This window comes from Halovivax gelatinilyticus (genome assembly GCF_024300625.1).
Taxonomy (GTDB): domain Archaea; phylum Halobacteriota; class Halobacteria; order Halobacteriales; family Natrialbaceae; genus Halovivax; species Halovivax gelatinilyticus.
Genome location: NZ_CP101322.1, coordinates 667765 through 688726, shown reverse-complemented (window position 1 = coordinate 688726; position 20962 = coordinate 667765). Strand labels below are relative to the sequence as shown.

Annotated in this window: 18 protein-coding genes; 8 read left to right on the top strand and 10 right to left on the bottom strand. The window is 64.4% G+C overall.

The features are described from left to right. Positions 1 to 98 precede the first annotated feature (98 nt). Together NKH31_RS03335 and NKH31_RS03330 are read left to right on the top strand one after the other, a co-directional pair. Positions 99 to 1922 carry a S9 family peptidase gene (locus NKH31_RS03335; protein ID WP_254863725.1) on the top strand — a complete coding sequence of 608 codons (1824 nt, stop codon included), beginning with the start codon at positions 99 to 101 and terminating at the stop codon, positions 1920 to 1922. Positions 1923 to 2213: 291 nt separating this feature from the next. Beyond that, positions 2214 to 2687, top strand: a complete 474-nt coding sequence (locus NKH31_RS03330) for a pyridoxamine 5'-phosphate oxidase family protein (protein WP_254863724.1) — start codon at positions 2214 to 2216, stop codon at positions 2685 to 2687. Here NKH31_RS03330 and NKH31_RS03325 read toward each other — a convergent pair. Continuing rightward, positions 2637 to 4460 carry an SLC13 family permease gene (locus NKH31_RS03325; protein ID WP_254863723.1) on the bottom strand — a complete coding sequence of 608 codons (1824 nt, stop codon included), beginning with the start codon at positions 4458 to 4460 and terminating at the stop codon, positions 2637 to 2639. The genes NKH31_RS03330 and NKH31_RS03325 overlap by 51 nt on opposite strands. 144 nt (positions 4461 to 4604) lie before the next feature. Next, complete coding sequence (locus NKH31_RS03320) at positions 4605 to 5666, bottom strand: NAD(P)-dependent glycerol-1-phosphate dehydrogenase (protein WP_254863722.1); 1062 nt, start codon at positions 5664 to 5666, stop codon at positions 4605 to 4607. 387 nt (positions 5667 to 6053) lie between these two features. Between NKH31_RS03320 and NKH31_RS03315 the strand changes: the two genes are divergently transcribed. From NKH31_RS03315 to NKH31_RS03290, 6 genes are read left to right on the top strand one after another with little or no spacing between them, the layout of a single operon-like run. Next, positions 6054 to 7586 carry an ABC transporter substrate-binding protein gene (locus NKH31_RS03315; RefSeq protein ID WP_254863721.1) on the top strand — a complete coding sequence of 511 codons (1533 nt, stop codon included), beginning with the start codon at positions 6054 to 6056 and terminating at the stop codon, positions 7584 to 7586. 18 nt (positions 7587 to 7604) lie between these two features. Next, on the top strand, positions 7605 to 8552 hold the full coding sequence (gene nikB / locus NKH31_RS03310; protein ID WP_254863720.1) for a nickel ABC transporter permease: 948 nt from the start codon (positions 7605 to 7607) through the stop codon (positions 8550 to 8552). Then, complete coding sequence (nikC, locus tag NKH31_RS03305; RefSeq protein ID WP_254863719.1) at positions 8549 to 9478, top strand: nickel transporter permease; 930 nt, start codon at positions 8549 to 8551, stop codon at positions 9476 to 9478. Before nikB ends, nikC begins: the two co-directional genes overlap by 4 nt. Before the next feature lie 4 nt (positions 9479 to 9482). Further along, the gene (locus NKH31_RS03300; protein WP_254863718.1) at positions 9483 to 10547 is read left to right on the top strand and encodes an ABC transporter ATP-binding protein; all 1065 of its coding nucleotides are present in this window, start codon (positions 9483 to 9485) and stop codon (positions 10545 to 10547) included. Further along, positions 10544 to 11575, top strand: coding sequence for an ABC transporter ATP-binding protein (locus NKH31_RS03295; protein ID WP_254863717.1), 1032 nt, complete (start codon positions 10544 to 10546; stop codon positions 11573 to 11575). Before NKH31_RS03300 ends, NKH31_RS03295 begins: the two co-directional genes overlap by 4 nt. Before the next feature lie 55 nt (positions 11576 to 11630). Beyond that, complete coding sequence (locus NKH31_RS03290) at positions 11631 to 12305, top strand: hypothetical protein (protein WP_254863716.1); 675 nt, start codon at positions 11631 to 11633, stop codon at positions 12303 to 12305. A 39-nt stretch (positions 12306 to 12344) separates the two neighbouring features. Here the strand turns inward: NKH31_RS03290 and NKH31_RS03285 are convergent, their stop codons facing one another. The 8 genes from NKH31_RS03285 to gdhB all read right to left on the bottom strand — a co-directional run bounded on the left by NKH31_RS03285 (position 12345) and on the right by gdhB (position 20956). Beyond that, the gene (locus NKH31_RS03285) at positions 12345 to 13658 is read right to left on the bottom strand and encodes a M28 family peptidase (RefSeq protein WP_254863715.1); all 1314 of its coding nucleotides are present in this window, start codon (positions 13656 to 13658) and stop codon (positions 12345 to 12347) included. 133 nt (positions 13659 to 13791) lie between these two features. Then, entirely contained in the window at positions 13792 to 15297 is a 1506-nt protein-coding gene (locus NKH31_RS03280; RefSeq protein ID WP_254863714.1) for a carboxypeptidase M32, read from the bottom strand. Position 15298: 1 nt separating this feature from the next. After that, entirely contained in the window at positions 15299 to 15823 is a 525-nt protein-coding gene (locus tag NKH31_RS03275) for a cupin domain-containing protein (protein ID WP_254863713.1), read from the bottom strand. A 95-nt stretch (positions 15824 to 15918) separates the two neighbouring features. Continuing rightward, positions 15919 to 16818: a hypothetical protein gene (locus NKH31_RS03270; protein ID WP_254863712.1), complete on the bottom strand. Its 900-nt coding sequence runs from the start codon at positions 16816 to 16818 to the stop codon at positions 15919 to 15921. A 112-nt stretch (positions 16819 to 16930) separates the two neighbouring features. Further along, on the bottom strand, positions 16931 to 17356 hold the full coding sequence (locus NKH31_RS03265; protein WP_254863711.1) for a CopG family ribbon-helix-helix protein: 426 nt from the start codon (positions 17354 to 17356) through the stop codon (positions 16931 to 16933). Positions 17357 to 17445: 89 nt separating this feature from the next. After that, positions 17446 to 18729 (bottom strand): MFS transporter, encoded by a 1284-nt coding sequence (locus NKH31_RS03260; RefSeq protein WP_254863710.1) that lies wholly within the window; start codon positions 18727 to 18729, stop codon positions 17446 to 17448. A gap of 112 nt (positions 18730 to 18841) precedes the next feature. Further along, a complete protein-coding gene (locus tag NKH31_RS03255; RefSeq protein ID WP_254863709.1) occupies positions 18842 to 19492 on the bottom strand; it encodes a class I SAM-dependent methyltransferase in 651 nt (216 codons plus the stop codon). Between the two features lie 168 nt (positions 19493 to 19660). Continuing rightward, positions 19661 to 20956: a glutamate dehydrogenase GdhB gene (gene gdhB / locus NKH31_RS03250; RefSeq protein ID WP_254863708.1), complete on the bottom strand. Its 1296-nt coding sequence runs from the start codon at positions 20954 to 20956 to the stop codon at positions 19661 to 19663. Between the last annotated feature and the right edge of the window lie 6 nt (positions 20957 to 20962).

Sequence of the window (20962 nt, the reverse complement as noted above, 5' to 3'; positions counted from 1 at the left end):
CTGAACGGGCGTACGGATGCGATACTCGGGTCGGCCCTCCTCGCGGTGGACCGCCGGAACCCGAACACATAGGACGACGGGGCGACTCGCTGTCGGACATGAGCGCCTACGACATCGACCGCTACCTCAACATCCGCTCGGCCTCGTCGGCGTCGTTCGGTCCCGACGGCGAACGACTCTCCTTTCTGATGAACACCACCGGCGTGAGCCAGGTGTGGACGCTCGACGGCCCGGGACGCTGGCCGACACAGCGAACCTTCTTTGACGAGCGAGTGACGTTCGCCAGCTGGTCGCCCGAGCGACCGGAGCTGGTCTTCGGGATGGACGAGGGCGGAAACGAGCGCGCACAGCTTTACCGACTCGACGCGACCGACGGCCGAATCGAGAATCTGACCGCACACCCCGACGCCAAGCACCGCTGGGGCGGGTGGAGCCACGACGGCGGGCGCGTTGCGTTCGCGTCGAACCGCCGCGACGAGGCGGTCTTCGACCTCTACGTCCAGGATCGTGATGCGACGGGTGACGACGCCACGATGGTCTACGAGGGCGACGGCTGGCTTTCTCTCGCCGGCTTTAGTCCCGACGACTCGCACCTTCTCGTCTCGGAGGCCCACGCGAGTTTCGATCAGGATCTGTACACGCTCGACCTCGAATCGGGTGAGCTGACCCACCTCACACCGCACGAGGGGGAGGTCAGGTACACGAGCGCGAGCTGGGCCCCGGACGGCCGCGGAATCTACACCGTCACCGACCAGGACAGCGACACGCTCTATCTGGCCTACGTCGATCTCGACGCCGACGAGTTCGGCCCCGAGACCCTACAGATCGTCGCCGACGGCGACGGGTGGAACGTCGACGGCATCGCGCTCGACGACGAGTCGGGCCGGTTCGTCTTCTCGCGAAACGTCGACGGCTACACCGAGTTCACCGTCGGCGAGTTCGACGACTCGGATCCGACCGCGTTCGAGACGTTCCCGGAACCGGACCTTCCCGGCGGCGTCGCCGGTGCCGTCTCGTTCGATCCCGACGCCGAGCGATTCGCTTGCACGACGACCGGCGACACCGTCAACGCCAACGTCTTCGTCGTCGACGTCGAGACCGGCGCGGCCGAGCGCTGGACGGACGCCCCGACGGCGGGCATCCCCCGCGAGACGTTCGACGCGTCCGAACTGGTCCGCGTCGAAAGCTTCGACGGCCTCTCGGTTCCGGGCTTTCTCACGCTGCCGGCCGACGCCGGCGAGGATTTGCCGGTCATCGTCGACATCCACGGCGGACCCGAGAGCCAGCGTCGGCCCTCGTTCTCGGGGGTCAAGCAGTACTTCCTCGACCGCGGCTACGCGTACTTCGAACCGAACGTCCGCGGGTCGTCCGGCTACGGCACCGAGTACGCGAGCCTGGACGACGTCGAAAAGCGGATGGACTCGGTTCGCGACATCGCCGAGTGCGTCGACTGGCTCGCCGATCACCCGGCGATCGATCCCGACCGAATCGCCTGTATGGGCGGCTCCTACGGTGGGTTCATGGTACTCGCATCGTTGACGGAGTACCCCGATCTGTGGGCGGCTGGGATCGACATCGTCGGCATCGCAAACTTCGTCACCTTCTTAGAGAACACGGGTGACTGGCGTCGATCGCTTCGCGAAGCCGAGTACGGGAGCCTCGCCGAGGACCGAGAGTTCCTCGAGTCGATCTCGCCGATTCACCGCGTCGAGGAGATCGAGGCGCCGCTGTTCGTCCTCCACGGGGAGAACGACCCGCGCGTGCCCGTGGGCGAGGCCGAACAGATCGTCGAGGAGGCGCGCGAACGGGGTCTACCCGTCCGAAAGCTGATCTTCGACGACGAGGGCCACGGCTTTTCGAAGCTGGAAAACCGCATCGAGGCCTACTCGGAAATCGCGGACTTTCTGGACGAGCACGTCTGAGGCCTCGCTGCGGACTGGTACCGCTCAGTCTGTCGCGCGCTCGTTGCTCGCGTCAGACTCGACGCTGTAACTGGACCCTTGACGCGGTTTCCAACTCTCGACAGGGCGACTACGGACCCTGGCGGGGCTACCGGCCCCGTGCGGGTATCTTGGCCCCGACCCGGCTACGACCGACGCCCTGGACCCGAACGGCGGGTTCGGCTTTCACAGCAGGTGAAGAAGTGGCGTAACGGCAAGAGGCTGGCCGACGACCGTGTCAGTATCGTGCCAGCGTACGCGTACGGGACGGGAATGACTCGACCCCAAATCGAGTCGTTCCTCCACGAACGGGGGACCGGCGTACTTTCACTCACGCGAGACGGTATGGCGTACGCGATACCGATCTCGTTCGCCTACGACGACGCCTACCACCGGTGTCTCTTCGACCTCGGCTTCGTCCCCGAGAGCCGCAAGCACGCCTTCATCGAATCGACCGAACTGGCCTGTTTCACTACCTACGAGTGGGACTCGCCCTCGGCGTGGAAGAGCGTGGTCCTCACCGGCGTCCTTCGACGGCTAGAGGACATCGATCTAACGAACGAACGGTCGTTCTACGCGGAGGCGACCGAGATCGAGATTACGGTGTTCGACCACCCGCCGGAAGATATCGACCACCAGTGGTACGAGTTCGTCATCAACGACCAGTCGGGTCGATCGTCACAGGTTCGCATCGATTCAGACGCCCCAGAAGACGACGATTCCGGCGGACGTGACGACGGCCAGTAACAGCTGGAGGGGGATACCGACGCGCATGAAGTCCGTGAATCGGTAGCCCCCACGACTGTACACCATGAGATTCGTCTGGTATCCGACCGGCGTCATCAGCGAGTCACTGGCCGCGAACGTCACCAGGAGGACGAACGAAAAGGGCTCCGCGCCGAGTTCCAGGGCGACGTCGATTCCGATCGGTGTCATGAGCGCGACGCTCGCAAGATTCGTGATAATTTCCGTAATGAGTGCCGTCAACATGTAAAATATGACGAGAAACACGACGAGTGGAACGTAGTCGGCGATGGTGGTAATCTGGTGAGCGAGGACTTCTGCACCGCCGGTTTGTTCTAGTGCGATGCCGAGGGGAATCACCCCGGCGAGCAGGAAGATGACGTTCCAGTCGACCGCGTCGTACACCTCCGGCGGTTTGACGCAGCCGGTCACCACCATCGCCGCCATTCCCGCGAGGGCCGCGATCGCGACGGGGAGCCAGCCGACCGCCGCGATCGCCACGACGCCGACGACGATAGCGATCGCGACCGGAATGCGGTCCGTTCGATACGCGGGCCGCGTGACCTCCTCGGTCACGACGTAGTTCGAGTTCGCCATCAGTCGTTCGATCGCCGGTTCACTCGCCTGCACGAGCAGCGTATCACCGTTCCGCAGGCGGGTTTTCGAGAGCTGGCCGGTCACGATCTCGCCCTGTCGGCGGATCCCGAGTACGGCAACGTCGAAGCGACGCCTGAAATCCGCGACCGTGATCGACTCGCCGGCGATGGCCACTTCGGGGACCACGATCACTTCGACGATCGGAGAACTGTCGCCGTCGTCCGCTCGGCCGCCGGTTGCCGGTCCGGGTGCGACCTGGAGTCCTCGAAAGTCGGTCAGTTCGAGGAGCGTCGACCGCCGCCCGCGAAACAGAACGTGATCGCCAGCTCGGATGGCCCGCTCGTCTAGATCTCTGTGGATTACCTTTCCGCGTCGAAGAATTCGGAGCACGTCCGTATTCCGCCCGATCTGGTCGGTTACCTCCCGCACCGTCTTCCCGACGAAGGTCGAATTCGGCGGGACGATCACCTCGGAGACGTATTCGCGCGTTTCGAACAGATCCGACGCGTCTTCGTCCGGGTCGATGCGCTCCGGAATGAGCCGGTGACCGATCGTGAGCAAATAGATCGCGCCGGTGAGCAAGACGAGCGCCCCCAGGTGCGTGAACGTGAACATCGAGTACGGTCGATCGATGAGGCGATCGGAGATGTCGCTCGCGAGGATGCTAGGCGCGGTCCCGATGAGCGTGAGCATCCCACCGAGCATCGCGGCGTAGGAGAGCGGAATGAACAACTTCGACGGAGAGGTGTTGGTCCGCTCGGCGAGGTCGGTGACGAACGGAATGAGGACGGCGACGACCGGCGTGTTGTTGACGACGCCCGCAAAGCCGCCGCTCAAGCCGATTACCGCCGCCAGTTGCTTTCGCTCGTCGTCGCCAGTCAGTCCGACGATCTGATCCGCGAGCAACCGGATCGTCCCCGTTCGATTGATGCCCTCGCTCAGCACGAACATCGCCAGTACGGTGAGTGTCGCCGGATTCGAGAACCCCGAAACGGCTTGTTCCGGGCTGATCGTCGTCCACGGTTCGAGCACCACGAGCACGACGAGTACGACGATCGCTCCGATGTCGACCGGAATCGGCTCGAACACGAAGAGGACGAGGGCGAGACAGACGACGGCGTAGGCGACGAGAACCTCGGCTGTCACCGGTGGGGCGGCGGTCGCCACCGCTACCTCCATGGCGATATGTCAACTCGCGCCCCCAAATACTCCGTTTCACGAGCCAATTACAAACACGGTCTGTGGAACGTCGTTGCGGCGACCGACGCCTCGCCAGGCTGTACGACGCCACGGGCGACGAAGAATTCCGTTCGATCGACGTCCTCAGCCGATCACGCCGGTCTTGTGGGCGACTTCTCGGGCGGCGCCTTCGTCCATCCCGTCGCCGAGGATGGTGTAGCGGTCTCTGATCTCGTGGCAGGTCGTCAACGCCTCGACGACGATCTCGTCGTCGATGTCGAGTTCGGCGGCGGTCGTCGGCGCGTCGATGCTATCCAGGGCGTCGCGGATATCGAGCCAGAAGCCGCGCTCGCCGCCGTGGAGGTAGGCGGTCATGATCGAGCCGACGCCGACCTGGTGGCCGTGTAACGCCGCGCCGGGGACGAGCCGGTCGAGCTGGTGGGAAAAGAGGTGTTCGGCGCCGCTGGCGGGTCGCGAGGAGTCGGCGATCGACATCGCGACGCCGGAGGAGACGAGTGCTTTCGTGACAATCCAGGCGGCTTCTTCTAAGCCCGGTCTGACCGAATCGGCGTTGTCGACTAAGATCTCGGCGGTCATCTCCGAGAGCGCGCCGGCGAACCCGGAGTACTCGACGTTCTTCAGCCGGTGGGCGAGTCGCCAGTCCATCACGGCGGTGTAGTTCGAGATGATGTCGGCACAGCCGGCGGTCGTGAGCCGCCACGGCGCGTCGGCCAAGATTCCGGTGTCGGCGACGACGGCGAGCGGCGGCTCCGCGGCGACGCTGTGACGGGTGTCTCCCTCGGGAACCGAACCGCGATTCGAGACGATGCCGTCGTGACTGGCGGCGGTCGGCACCGAGAGAAAGCCCATCGAGCAGTGGTCGCTGGCCATCTTCGCGATGTCGATCGCTTTGCCGCCCCCGACGCCGACCAGGTAGTCCGCCTCCTCCGCCTCGACCGCCTCGATCACCGTCTCGACCGACTCGAACGAGGCGGTCTCGACGGTCACCACGGCGGGGTCGACGCCGCTGGCCTCGAAGTCGGCGACGATCGTCTCACCGGCCACTTCGCGCGGCGTCGGGCTCGTTACCAGCAGCGGTCGTCCCGAAAGCGAGAGTTCGTCGGTGACCGGGACGACCTCGTCGATGACGCCGTGGCCGACGACGACGTTGCGCGGCAGGCGAATCCACGAGGATTTTTCGAACATACCGCCACAGAGTCACCGCTGGATTAAACGTGTTTCCGCTTTTCGACGGCGGTTCGCGACGCCGGGCTGCTCGGCTTGCCGCCGGCACGGTTGAGTGGGTCGAGAGCGCACTCAGAGACGAATGCGCCGAGCTCATCGATGTCGATTTGAAAATCGAGGCGCCCTCCCACGGGCTTCCCCGGATAGTTCCCCCGATTTATTTTAGAATATAAATTCCTGTGCGGGTGGTTCTCATTTGTGCTAGGTCCGCACACGCGTAAAATGGCGCCTGGGGCGCTCTCGACGCGTCTCGACAATCTGAATAATATAATTAGGCAGAGTATATAAATGGGGTAATGTTTATTAGGTCAAAGAAGCAAAGCCCCTTCATACCTGAAGTGTAACCTGATGACACGCAACAAATTCAAAAGAAGAGAGGTGCTCGGGTCTGCGGCCGCGATCGGCGTCATGTCGATCGCCGGATGCGCAGATGATTCCGATTCGGCGGACGGATCCGCACGCATTGCTATCGACGACGATCCAACGCGAGAGGATTGGAACCTCTACGGCGGGGTGACGCCGTACTGGACGAACATTCTAGAACCGCTCGTCTGGGTCAACGAGGAGATGGAACTCACCCCGTGGCTCGCGACCGACTGGGAACAGACGAGCGAGACGACCTGGGAGTTCGAACTCAGAGAGGACGTACAGTTTCACAACGACGAGGAGATGACGGCCGACGACGTCGTCTTCTCGTTCGAGGCGCTCCTCGAAGAACACGTGTGGGCGGCCGGCTGGTTGCAGATCGAGTCCGGGAGTATCGAAGCGCTCGACGACCACACCGTCGAGTTCACCAACACGGCACCGTTCCCCGTGTTCCCGGGGACGATCGCGCACAACATGGCCTGCATCCAGCACCCGGATCGCGACCACTCCGACGATCTCGTAATCGGTACGGGTCCGTTCCAGGTCGACGAAATCGTCCCACAGCAGGAAGTCAGGACGACGGCGTTCGAAGACTACTGGAACGACGGTGCGCAACTCGAGGAGCTCACGTTCGAGGTCATCGAAGATCCGAACACGCGCGCCATCGCGCTGACTAACGACGAGATCGACGTTGGAATGTCGCCCCCGCGAAGTCAGGTCGCCACGCTCGAGGACAACGATTCGATCGTCGTCGCCCGCCAGGAGACCGCGGACGCCGGGTTCGCCGGTTTCAACATCCACCGCTCGCCGACCGACGACGCGACGCTGCGACGCGCGCTCAATCACGCCGTCGATCAGGAGTTGCTCGTCGATACGATCTTAGAAGGCGTCGGCAACCCGGCTCGCGGTCCGATCTCGCCGATCATCTTCTGGTCGGCTCACGACGAGATCGACCCCTACGAACACGACGAGGAACTCGCCGCGGAGCTGGTCGAGGAGTCCGCCTACGACGGCGAGACGCTCGACATATTGCTCCCGAACGACCTCGTCGACGGCCGCGAGATCGCGCAGGTCCTGCTCGACGCCTTCGACGGAGTCGGCGTGGACGCCGAGATCGTCCAGGTCGAACGCGCGCAGTTCTCGGAGATGGAGCGCGACGGCGAGGCACACCTCAACTTAGACGCTGGCGGTTCGAACAGCGGAGACGCCGATTACATCATCTACGAGTGGTTCCACTCCGAAGGTGACGTCAACCAGCGCCTCTACGAGGACGAAGGAACCGGCATCCACAACGTCGGAGACGAGGTCGACTCGTTAATCGAGACCGGCTTCCAGACGATCGATCCGGACGAGAAGGAGGCGGCGTTCGTCGAGGCACAGCAGATCATGCACGAGGAGGCCGTGACGATCCCGATCTACTACAACGAGTTCGTCGCCGGCCACGCCGCAGACGTAGAGGGAATCGACCTGGCTCCGATCCCGCAGTTCTCCCGGTGGACGTCGCTCGAATACTGATCCATACTACACCTATCTATGTGGAAATTCGCCGTCAGGAGGGTATTTACGGGTCTCATCGTGTTGGTGGGCGTCTCGATAGTGACGTTCATGCTGACGTTCGTCACCCCCGGCGATCCGGCTCGCACGATCCTCCGCGCCCAGATGGGGGGCCGAACGCCCTCGCAAGCAGCCGTCGAACAGTTCAGAACCGAACAGGGACTCGACGATCCGATTCCGATTCAGTACTTACACTGGCTCTCAGACGTCGTCCGGGGCGACCTCGGTCAGTCCTACCACGCCGATACGTCGGTTATGGGGTTGATCCAGCAGAACCTCATGCCGACGATCGAACTCGCCGTCGCCGGCCTTCTCGTCGCGCTCGTCGTCGCGATACCGGCCGGCGTCATCAGCGCCGTCCACAAAGGTGGTCGGCTCGACTACGGCAGCCAGATCGGGGCCCTGCTCGGTCTCTCGATGCCGAACTTCTGGCTCGGGTACCTCCTGATGCTCATCTTCGCCGTCTGGCTGAGTCTCCTCCCGACGTACGGCTTCGGCACGTTCAGCCACCTGGTCCTACCTGCCATCACGCTCGGGACCGGAATGGCGGCGATCATCACCCGGTTGCTCAGATCGTCGATGCTCGAAGCGATGGACGAAGAGTACGTCAGGACGGCCCGCTCGAAGGGCCTCAGAGAGCGCATCGTCGTCTACAAGCACACGCTCAGAAACGCGCTCATCCCGGTGATCACGATCGTCGGCCTCCAGTTCGGCTACCTGCTGAACGGGGCCGTCATCGTCGAGATCGTCTTCCAGCGACCCGGGCTGGGGCGCCTGCTAATCGATTCGATCTTCGCGCGCGACTATCCGATCGTGCAGGGGCTCGTCCTGATCGTCGCCGTGATCTTCGTCGTGACGAACCTGCTCGTCGACGTCACCTATCGGTACGTCGATCCGCGCATCTCGTTCGAGGGTGGTGACCGATGAGCACCGACGTTCCCGAGCAACCGACGATGCGCGCCAGAGCGCGGTCGTTCGGCCGTCGCGCGCGAGCCGTCTATCACTCGCGAAAGGTGGCTCAGTTCCGCGCGAACAAGCTGAACATCATCGGACTCGCCATCGTCCTCGCGCTGCTTTTCACCGCGATCTTCGCGCCGTTTCTGGCGCCGCACGATCCCGAACAGCAGAACTTAGAGGACCGATTGGAAGGTCCGTCGCTCGAGCACCCGCTCGGCACCGACCAGCTCGGCCAGGACATCCTCTCGCGGCTCATCTACGGCTCGCGTATCTCGCTCATGATCGGAGTGGCCGTCGTCGGCATCTCACTCGCTATCGGAACGGCCGTCGGGGTGGCTGCCGGCTACGCCGGCGGCTACGTCGACGAGGCGTTGATGCGCCTCGTCGACATCCTGCTCGCGTTCCCCGGGCTGTTGCTGGCGCTCGTCATCGCCGGCATCCTCGGACCCAGCTTGACCAACATCATGATCGCACTCGCGATCGTGGGCTGGACGAGTTACGCGCGCGTCGTTCGCGGGAGCGTCCTCTCGGTCAAGCAACAGGAGTACGTCAAAGCGAGCCAGCTGATGGGAACGAGTCGCATTCGCGTCGTCGGTCGTCACATCCTGCCGAACGTGATGGGTCCGGTCGTCGTGCTCGCGACGCTCGATATGGCGACGGTCATCCTCGCGACCGCGGGTCTCTCGTTCCTGGGGCTCGGCGCACAGCCGCCCACGCCGGAGTGGGGGACGATGATCGCGGAGGGACGCGAGTACCTCCAGAGCGCCTGGTGGGTGGTCAACCTTCCGGGCCTGGCGATCATGCTCGCCGTCCTCGGATTCAACCTCCTCGGGGACGGACTGCGCGACTTGCTCGATCCGAAAGAAGCCGATTCAGTCCAGAACAAGGGGCTCTGATCAGATGAGCGATCCACTACTCTCAATCGACAACCTGCACACGCACTTCGAGACGTTCGACCGAACCGTCCACGCCGTAAACGGCGTCTCGTTCGACGTCCAGCCCGGCGAGATCGTCGGTATCGTCGGCGAGAGCGGTAGCGGCAAGTCCGTCACCGCGCTGTCGGCGATGCGACTGGAGGACCCGGGCCGAATCGTCGAGGGGTCGATCGAGTACCGCGGAACGGACCTGACGGCGGCGACCGACGAGGAGATCCGTCGGTTGCGCGGCCGCGGCATGTCGATGGTCTTTCAGGACCCGATGACGACGCTCAACCCGGTCTTTACCGTGAGCGAGCAGATCATCGAATCGCTGAAGATCCACGACGATCCCGACAACCAGACGCTGCGCGAGTACCTGAACCTTCCACTGCTCTCCGATCGGGCCGACTGGGCCGAAAAGCGCGACCGAGTCGTCGAACTCATGTCAGAGGTGGGCATTCCGAACCCAGGCGAACGACTCGACGCGTATCCACACGAGTTCTCCGGCGGAATGCGCCAGCGCGCGATGCTCGCCATCGCCCTGGCCAGCGAGCCGGATTTACTCATCTGTGACGAGCCCACGACCGCGCTCGACGTGACGATTCAGGCTCAGATCCTGAAGATCATCGCGGATCTGCGCGACTCGCGGGAGATGTCCGTCGTGATGATCACCCACGACATCGGCGTCGTCGCCGACGTCTGCGATCGCGTCGTCGTCATGTACGGCGGCGAGGTGATGGAGACCGGGACGACCGAACAGATCCTCACGGAGCCGCGCCACCCCTACACGCAAGCGCTGCTTCGGTGTATGCCCCAGGGGGCCACGCGGAAGGAACCTCTAGAGACGATAGACGGACAGGTACCCGACCAACTCGGTGGCATCACCGGTTGTCCGTTCGCTTCGCGCTGTGAGTACGCCCACGACCGCTGTCGAAACAGCCCGATGCCGGTGGTCGATTGCGGCGACGGACAGCACGCGAAGTGCTGTAACCTCGATGGGGTTCCCGATCCCGACGACGAACCGGTGGGCGTGGAGGGATCGTTGTGAGTTCACAACGTACGGCGGCCCGATCGACGTCGCAGGCGGCGTCGAAGCCGGTCATCGAACTCGACGGCGTCTCGAAGTCGTTTCCGATAGAAGACTCGCTGCTCGATCGGCTCTTCGGCACGCGAACGTCGCTCAAGGCGGTGTCGGACGTCACCCTCTCCGCCCACGAGGGTGAAACGCTCGGTATCGTCGGCGAGAGCGGCAGCGGCAAGTCGACGCTGGCGAATCTCGTGACCGGGCTGTACACGCCGACCGAGGGCGAGATACGGATCAACGGGACGCCGGTCGGCGGCGCTCGCAGTCGCGACACCGACCTGCTCGCCGACGTCGGCGTCGTCTTCCAGAACGCGACCTCGAGCATCAACCCGCGGATGAAAGTCGGAGAGTCGATCGCCGAACCGCTCAGGACGCAGGGCTGGTCCGCCGACGAGCGCGAACAACGGATCGACGAACTGCTCGAACTGGTCGATCTCTCGTCGCGCCACGTCGACCGCTACGCGCACGAACTCTCCGGCGGACAGGCCCAGCGCGTCGCCATCGCCCGCGCCATCGCGACCGAGCCGAGCGTACTCGTTCTGGACGAGCCCGTCTCGGCGCTCGACGTCTCCGTCAAGGGGAGCATCCTCAACCTGTTGATGGAGATCCAGCGGGAACTCGGCCTGACGTACGTCTTCATCAGCCACGACCTGAGCGCCGTCAAACACATCGCCGACCGAATCGCGGTCATGTACCTCGGGACGCTGATGGAAGTCGGGCCTGCCGAACAGCTCTTCGAGGTCCCCTCCCATCCCTACACCGAAGCGTTACTCGCGGCGATTCCGGACGTCGATCCGTCGACGACGATTCAGGACGTGTTCATCCTCGAAGGCGAGGTCCCGAGTCCCGTCGATCCGCCCGACGGCTGCGTCTTTCACACGCGCTGTCCGATCGCAGAAGAACGGTGCCGGACGGAGGTGCCCGACCCGCAGGCGGTCGAAGACGCCACCTCGTGGTGTCACTTCGCCGCGGAGGTCCACCGTGGGGAGTGACGAGTCGAAAGAGGTTCCCTGCTGTGACCACTCGGACTCGTCGGAGGTATCGCACGTGACTGACGACGGTGAGACGACCGTTGAACCCGACGAACCGGCGACTGACGAGCACGCCGACGATACGGCGACGGGCGAAGCGGTGAACGGGTCTGTGACGAGCGAACCGGCGGACGGATCGACAGCCGACGACGTCGAGGACGAACCCGCCGAGCCGGAGCGCTCGACGATCAGCGACGAACTCGACGTTCCGTCTCGGCCGCCGGACCCCGAGTCCACTTCGCACGTCCTGCCGGACGAGAAGCTTCGGTACCCGGACTTCGAGTTCGAGGAGGGATCGATGACGTCGGACGCGTCGTTCGACCTTTCCCGGTCGCTCGACCGCGAGGAGATGCGCGCGTGGCTCGACGAACTCCAGGGCGGACTCGCGAGTCACGACGTCGGCGTCTCGACCGAAACCGACGCCGCCATCTTCGGCGTCGGCGCCGGTGACGTCTCCGTCTCGTTCGACCCGGACGAGAACTTCCGCGGGAAACTGGAGTTTACGTTCTCGATCGACGCGAAGCTGATGACGTTCGCGGACGATCCGACGGTCAAAAAGGCCGGTTCGCGCGGCGGCAAGGGATTCATCCCGATCCAGATGCTGACCGACGACCGCGAGGCGCGGACGTATCGGTGTTACAACTGGATCGACCAGCCGGTCCACGGCGAACGAGACGAAGACGCCGAGTAAACGGCGGCCCGAACCACCGCTCCTCGGCAGGAATGCCAATTACTCGTAGGGCCACTCGCCGATGATTTTCATCCCCTCAGCCCGTCCCTCTGACTCGAACGATTCGGCGACGTCCTCGCGGGTTCGGTGGGGGATCGAGACGTCGTCACTCGCGAGTTCGACGGCCAGCTCGGCGAGAAGCACGGCCTGCTCTCGGAGGTTTCGAACGTCTAATTTGTCGAGCGTGTCGGCCGACGTGTGTCCGTACCCGCGCCCTTCGGACTCTCTGACGCCCGAGATGAAGTAGCCCGGGACGCCCTCTCTGACCAGCGGCCACTGGTCGCCTCGGTAGCCCTCCCTTGGGATGAGCCGGATCGGATGATCGAATCGCTCTGTGACCCGTCGGGCTGCATCGCCGAGTTCGTCGAAGGTGTGCGTGAAAAACTGGAGCGTTCGTCCGCGGACGACGCCGTCCAGGTTCATCACCGCCTTCACCGTCGACGGGTCGCAGGTCGTCGCGTGGTGTTCGGAGCCACAGAGGCCGACCTCCTCGGCGCCGAAGCCGACGAACTCGACGCGCGTCGCGAGTTCGTCCTCGCGGTCGGCCAGAATCTTCGCCACCTCGACCATCGTCGCCGTTCCCGCGCCGTCGTCCATCGCGCCGTCGCCGATGTCGTGACCGTCGACGTGGCAGGTGACGAGCAGGCGCTCGTCGGTCTCGGGACCGAGTTCGGCGTGGACGTTTTGACTCGTCGCCGGGTGGACATCCGCCTCGATGCTGAGTTTCAGCTCGTCCCCGTCGAAACGCCGTCCCAGCGTCGTTCCGACCTCCTTGCTCACGCCGACGGCCGGGATCTCGCCGATCGGATGGCCCGGGCGGCCGATCGAGCCGGTCGGTGGGAGCTGCCCCTCGACGTGATTTCTGAAGACGAACCCGGCCGCGCCGGCTTCGACGGCGTAGTAGTACTTCTCCCGGCGGTGGATGAGCCGATCGTGGTAGCTCGGCATATTCGACGCCACCATCACGATCTTCCCGTCGAGGTCGGTCGACTCGAAGTCTCCGGGGGTGCCGTAGCCGAGGTCGACGAACTCGGCTCTGACGTCGGCGCTCGGACTACGCGGCAGCGCGATCGACTCGTAGGTCGCACCCGTTTCCGGATGGGTCACGTCGCTATTGCCGCGGGTCCAGCCCTGGAGGTCGAATTCGTCGAGTCTCGCGTTTCGACAGCCGACCTCGTCGAGTACGTCCCGGGTCGCCTCCGCACCGGCCCGTTCGCCCTCGCTCCCGGCCATCCGGTGGTCGATGTCGACCAGCCGCTCGAGGTGGTCCCAGCCGACGGTGCTGCAGAAGGTCTCTCCGATCCACTCCGTCATACGGTACCTTGCGTCGGGCTCCTAATGAGGGTGGGGATAGCCGTCCCGGGTGGCCGGATTATTACGGATTCGCCGCCTCGTTCATACCGGAATTGCTGAGGCGGGTCAGCGGCGTCGATCGGTCCGTACGGACTTACCCCGAAATAGCGTACAGTCGTCCGTACTTCTCCCGCAGGTAGTTCACTAGCGGATCCGCGGTGAGCGGCTCTCCGGTCGCTTCGATCAGAAGATCGTCGGTCCTGAACCGCTTGCCGTGGCGGTGGACGTTCTCGCGGAGCCACTCGGACACCGGCTCGAAACCGTCGTCTCGAACGACCTCGTCTACGGGGCCGACAGCCGCCTCGAATGCCGACCGAAACTGCGCGGCCGCCGCGCTACCGAGCGAGTACGTCGGGAAGTACCCGAACGTAGCGTTGCTCCAGTGGACGTCTTGGAGCGGGCCCTCGGCCGCCGACTCCGGCGAACACCCGAGGTAGGATTCCATCTTTTCGTTCCAGATGGCGGGCACCTCGGACACGTCGAGTTCGTCTCGGACGAGCGCCCGCTCGATTTCGAACCGCACGACGATGTGGAGGTGGTAGGAGAGTTCGTCCGCGGCTACGCGTATCGGCGTGTCCGGGGTCACGACGTTGGCGCTCCGGTAGGCCCGCTCGACCGTGAGGTCATCGAGCTGCGGGAAGTGCTCCCGGACGATCGAGAGCGTCCGTTCCCAGAACGCCCGCGAGCGGCCCACGTGGTTCTCCCAGAACCGCGACTGGGACTCGTGGACCACCATGTCGCGTGGCTCGCCGACCGGCGACCCGTAGTGCTCTCGGGGCAGGTTCTGTACGTAGAGCGCGTGTCCGAACTCGTGTACCGCACTCGTCAGCCCGTCCAGCGGGTTCGTCCGGTCGAATCGCGTCGTGAGTCTCGCATCGTACGGGGACCCTCGCTGGAACGGATGGGGTGACGTATCGAGCCGTCCCCGGTCCCAGTCGTAGCCCAGGTCCGAGAGCACGTCGCGAACGAACGACTCCTGCTTCGTCGGGTCGAACGACCCCTTGAAGGCGCCGTCGTCGGGCGAGACGTCGCTCCGGCGGATCGCGTCGATCAGCGGCGGAATCTCCTTGCGAAGCGTATCGAGAATCTCGACCGCCCGGTCGAACTCGACGTACGGTTCGAACTCTTCGAAGAGAACCCGATAGGGATCCCGGTCGGGGGCCACGCACGCCGCGTACTCCCGACGGAGCTCGATCAAGTTTTCGAGCGCCGGCGCGAATGTCGCGAAGTCGTCCGCGGCTTTCGCTTCGCTCCAGGTCTCGAAGGCGTCGCTCCGGGCCCGCCTCGTTCGTTCGACGAGGTCGCTCGGAACGCGGACCTCCCGGTCGTGCCTGCGGCGGATTTCGCGAACGTTTGCCGCCCGGACCGGGTCAAGCTCCGCGCCGTCGAGTTCGTCGAGGAGGGTCCCGAGCTCGTCGTCGCACAGGAGTTCGTGTTCGATACCCGATAGGGTGGCGAGTTGGCGCGAGCGCGCGGCGGTTCCGCCCTCGGGCATCGTCACCTGTTGGTCCCAGTCGAGGATTCGCGAGGCGTGGCTCACCTGTATCATCCGCTCGACGTGTTGTTCGAACGTCTGGTACGCGTCGGATGTGTCGGCCATTCTAGTCGAGCGATGCGGCGAACTCTTTGGCGGGGTGGTCGTCGGGGATTTCGTCGAACGTAAACGGCGTTCCGTCCTCGCGCTCTGCCTCGAGGTGGGGATTCATCTCCTCAGTAATGTACTCGACGAAGCCCTCCCTGGATCCGTCCGAGAGGTGACCCTTGAAGACGAGGATGAGCGCCTCATCCTCGAACGTCGGCGGCACTTCGTAGCCGGTCGCGACGCCCGGCCCGAACCAGAAGACGTCGCCCGCCTCCATCACGCGGCGGTTTCCGTCGGCGCACAGGATCCACTCGCCGCGCAACGTCACGATGATCGACTCCGTTTCGTGGGCGTGCTCGGGCGTGAACATCCCCGGCGGCATCTCGATGAAGTGGCTCTGTACGTCCGCTCCCTGCAGGAGAAGCCCCATGCGACCTTCGAGCGTCTCGATTCCTGGCTGGTCGTAGACGTTCGAGACGACCTCGACGCCCTCGGTGATCGTTTCAACGTTCGGAAGAAGGTCAGATTCTGGTGTGTTTTCCATACCCACTGTAGATGGGTTCCCGGGACCACAAATAGCTACTTAGTACGAACGAGACGAATCGTCATAATCGATAGACTGGGGGGCCTACGAACGTATCAGAAAACACCAGCGATGAACGCGAGTCCCATGATGACCAGCACGGCTGCGGTGATCGTCGGCAGGTATCCCTGGTACTGCTCTATTCGGTCTTTGTAGCGTTCGAACCCGGCGATGAGCAGCAACGTCATGGCCACGACGGCGATGAGCACCGTGAGCGCGTAGGCGAACATGAGTTCGAGACACTGGTCCGACCCCGTGCAGATGGCGATGATCTCGATCTCCTCGTTGTGTGCGAACCCGAGGAGGAACGCGAACGCGGCGATCCCGTAGAGACCGCGTTCGTCGGCCCGCTCTTCGAGCGAGTGGGTGTGTTCGTGTGCCTCGTCGGAACCGACGAACGGGATCGCCATCTTGATCTTTCGTAGCCAGCCCGGACTCTCCGGGCCGTGATCGTGTCCGCCATCGTGGGCATGGGCGTGATCGTCGTGATCGTGATCGTCGTGGTCGTGGTCGTGAACTTGTCCGTCGTCGTGGGCATGGTCGTCGTGTGCGTGATCGTGCTCGCCGTCCTGAGCATGGGCGTGATCGTCGTGGTCGTGGTCGTCGTGATCGTGTCCGTCTTCGTCGGCGTGGACGTGGTCGTGCGAGTGGCCACCGCGGACGTACTCGCGAACGCCGAGGATGATCAGGACGGCCCCTGCGAGGTAGTGGAGTCCGTGGATCTCGGTCAGGTCGAAGTAACTCAGCGCCCAGAAGTAGACGAGTACGACGGTGATGCTGCTGACGAGGTGACCGAAGCCGAGGATGAACCCCGAAGCCAGCCCGTGCAACCACGTTCGCTTCTGATTCATCGCGTACATCGCGGCGACGGGCCACCCGTGGTCGGGGAGGATTCCGTGCACCGCGCCGAGGACCATCACGCCCAGGTACAGTCCGAGCGTTCCATCCGGGATCATACGTCGAACCGAGCGGCCGGTCGCCGATATAGCTTGTTACGATGTAACACGGGGTGGCGTAATAATCCGGCAGCATCGTCCCCAAAGTGCGTGCGGGGTCACACCTGTGGCGTTACCCTCGAGGTTCGACTTCGTTATCGCGTCTTTCTTCGTCGCTATCGACCACCATCAGCTTCACCCGGCGAACCGCGTCGAAGTTGCGTAGCCGGTAGACGAGTTTTCGCACCTCGTCCGCGTCTCCCGTACAGTGGACCGTCTCGAGACACCACTCGCCGTGGTGGACGTGGCTCGAGGCGTTGACGACGTCTTCGAACTCGTGTTGAATCTCGTGGACGTCCGCGACGACGTCGTGGTAGACGTAATCGAAGACGACGACCGCCGCCACGGTCCCGGTCCGTTCGTCTAACGTCTGGTGCGATTCGATGTACTCCTGCATCGCCTCTCTGGCCGCGCGCGAGCGGGAACTGAACCCCTGTGAACGCCAGATCTCGTCGAATTTCTCCAGCACGTCGTCCGGAATATTGAAACTCGTTCGCACGATCGGTGACACGCGTTGGCTCGGCTTAAGCGTGCCCGAACCTGCCGAGTGTGCTCGAACCCGTCCGAGAATTCAGCGGCGGGCCCTCGTCAGTCCGTCGGCTCGGTCCCGGCCGCGTCGGCCGACGATTCCGGAATCGGCGACTCCCACGCCAGTATCGCGAGGGAGCCGACGATCAACAGTCCGCCGGCTATCGTGAGGGCGTACAGCGGCGAGACGAGGTCTGAGAGGACGCCGCTTCCGAGCTGGAACGGGATGACCGTGAGCGCGCTCACCATCGCCATGGCGGAGAGGACGGTCGCCCGCCCGAGCGTCTCGACGCGGTCGTTTACGTACTGACCGGCGAGCACGCGCGTCGGCTCGACGACCGCCCAGCCGACGAAGAGCGCCACGAACGCCATCGCGGGGACGACGGCCATCGAGACGAGCAACGCGCCGACGATCAGGGGAACGACGACGAACCAGCCGCGAAGGCCGACCCGCTCGCGGATGGCGCCGATCCGGTAGGTGACGGCCGCCGAGACGAGACTGATCGCGGCGTAGTATCCGCCGAGCAGCGTCTCGACGTTTCCGGCGCCGATCGAGAGGGTGTAGGCGTCGATGGCCGGCAGCGGGACGACGAGCGTGACGCCCGGATCGAGGTCCGTGAGGACGTCCTCGAAGACCGGTTGCAGGAAGATGAAGACGAGGTAGGTGATCGCCGAGAAGAGCACGAAGTAGTAGAGGATGAACGAGCGCAGCTTGCGCTGACCGACGGCCGACGCGACGACGTCCAGCGCCTCCCGGATGCTCATCTCGCTGGAGTCGCTCTCCTCGTAGGTTCTCGGCTCGTCGAGGGTGACGATGACGACCATTCCAAGGCCGGTGAACAGCGCGGCGGCGAGAAACGGCAAGGATAGGTCGATTCCGCCGAGATAGCCGCCGACGAGCGAGGCGCCGACGCCGGCCGTCAGCGCGACCGACTGGCCGCGACCGCGCACGCGGGTGAACGCCTTCGTGTCGTCGGTGTCGGCGAGCGTCTCGTAGACCCAGGCGTCTTCGGTCCCCGACCGGAAGTTGTAGCCGAGCGACCAGCAAATAAAGAGCAGCGCGAACGCGACGAACGAACTCGCGAGGGCGATTCCAACCAGCGTGGCCGTGATGAGCGCCGCGCCGACGAGTAAGCTTTTTCGCCGACCGATTCGGTCGCCGACGTACCCGGTCGGCACCTCGCCGACGACGGTCGTCACGTTGTAGAGGGCCTCGATGATGACGATGTGCGTGAAGGAAAGACCCTGCGAGAGAAAGTAGAGGTACATGATCGGGCGGTAGAACTCGACCGCCTCGGTGGCCTTGTACAGGTAGTACTTGACCACCGCCCGAGAGTTGACCATGGTGGGTAGGGACGCTCTCGCTCATTAGCGATTCGGAATGCGGAACGACTCGCCCCTTCAGCCGGCAATCAGTTCCGCAATGTGGTTGGGTGCGTCGTCGAAGCCCCGCGAGTCAGTCGGCGCGACGTCGCAGTCGGCCGCGGACGACGGGGGCGGCCGGGTACGTCCGGGCGCCGGTTCGGTCGAACGCGGCCGCCTCGAACGCGTCGTGGTCCTCGAACCGTTCGATCGTGTCGCGATCGAGGTGACAGCCACCGGCGACGCGCTTCCACGCCGGCGTCAGGGCGGACTGGACGCGCCGGTACCAGCCGTCGCCGCCCACGTGTTCGAGAACGCGAAGCTCGCCGCCGGGACGAAGGACGCGGGCGATCTCGTCGACGGCGGCCTCGGGATCTGCGATCGAGCAGAACACGAGCGACGAGACGACGACGTCGACGCTGTCGTCGTCGAACGGGAGCGATTCGGCCCGCGCGTCGTGGAACGTCGCGGGAAACCCGAGTCGCCGGGCGCGATCGCGGGCGTGTGAGCGCATCGTCGAATCCGGTTCGACGGCGTGGTACTCGAGTCGGGCCGGATCGCCGATCGCGTCCTCGACGTAGGGGATCATCGCCCCGTCGCCGGCGCCCAGATCGACGATCCGTCCCTCGAGTCCGTCGGCCAGCCAGCGACGGTGAGCGCCGAATGCGAGTCTGTCGAAGGAGTCGAACCGAGCGTACGCTCTGGCGAAGATCGGATGCTCGATACGGTCGGTTTCGCCCCCCATTTATCTAGTGTTTGTCGGCCAGCGCCGAAGGGTTTTGCGTCGGCTCAGCCGCGTTTCACGCGCTCGAGATGACTGACGGCCCCAGACTGGCAGACGGCTACCTGGCGGCGAATCGGACCGAAACTGCGATCGAACGGGAGACGTCGGTCGGCGCAACCGCGCTCAGAATCAGGGCCAGACGCCGCGTGCCTCGTGGGCGGCGGCGATCCGTTTGAGAGCGACGACGTAGGCGGCGTCACGCCAGGCCAGGTCGCGCTCGTCGACTTCGTCTTTCACGCTCTCCCAGGCGGCGAGCATATCCCCTTCGAGTTCGCGGTGGACGCGTTCTAGGCTCCACTTCCGGCGGTTGACGCCCTGGAGCCACTCGTAGTAGCTCACCGTCACGCCGCCGGCGTTCGCGAGAATGTCGGGGATGACCGGAATGTCACGCTCGTTGAAGATGGCCCCGGCGGCGAACGTGGTCGGGCCGTTCGCGCCCTCGACGATCATGTCCGCTTTCACGTCGTTCGCATTATCCTCAGTGAGGACGTTTCCGATCGCCGCGGGAATGAGGACGTCGACGTCCAGTTCGAGCAACTCCGCGTTCGGAATCTTCGTTCCGACGCCGGTCGCGGCGGTGACCGCCTCCGGCTCGGTATCGTGAGAGGGAATTTCGTCGACGTCGATTCCCGACTCGTCGTAGCGAGCGCCGTTGACGTCGCTGACGGCGACGATGTTCGCGCCCCACTCGTGTAGCAGGCGGGCGGCGTTAGCGCCGACGCTCCCGAACCCCTGGACGGCGACCGACGTCTCTTCCAGGTCGTAGTCGTAGTAGTCGCAGGCCTCGCGCGTGATGATCGCGACGCTGCGTCCCGGCGACTCCTCGCGACCGGGGCTGCCTCCGACGGCGGGCAATTTGCCGGTGACGACGCCCGGGATGGTCTCGTCTTCTTGCATGCTGTAGGCGTCCATTATCCAGGCCATCGTCTGCGGGTCGGTCCCCATGTCCGGCGCGGGGATGTCCTTCGTCGGGCCGATCGCCGATCGGATTTCCTGGGTGAACCGGCGGGTGAGCCGCTCCTTCTCGCTCGAACTGAGCTGCTTCGGATCGACGACGACGCCGCCTTTGGCCCCGCCGAAGGGCAGGTCCATCACGGCACACTTCCACGTCATCCACATGGCGAGGCCGGCACACTCCTCGCGGGAGACCTCCGGATGATAGCGAAGGCCGCCCTTGTACGGCCCGCGCACGCTGTCGTGCTGGGCGCGAAAGCCGGTGAGCATCTCGACGCTGCCGTCGTCGCGTCGGAGCGGCATCGTTACCTCGTGGATCTTCCGCGTCTGTTTGAGTCGGTCGACCACCGCCGGGTCGATGTCGACGTGAGACGAAGCGCGCGCGAGCTGGCGTCTGGCGGTTTCTAGGGCCGTCTCCGGCTCGTTTTCCGTGGGTTCGTCACCCGCCTCTTCGGCAACATTTGCGGTCATCGGTTA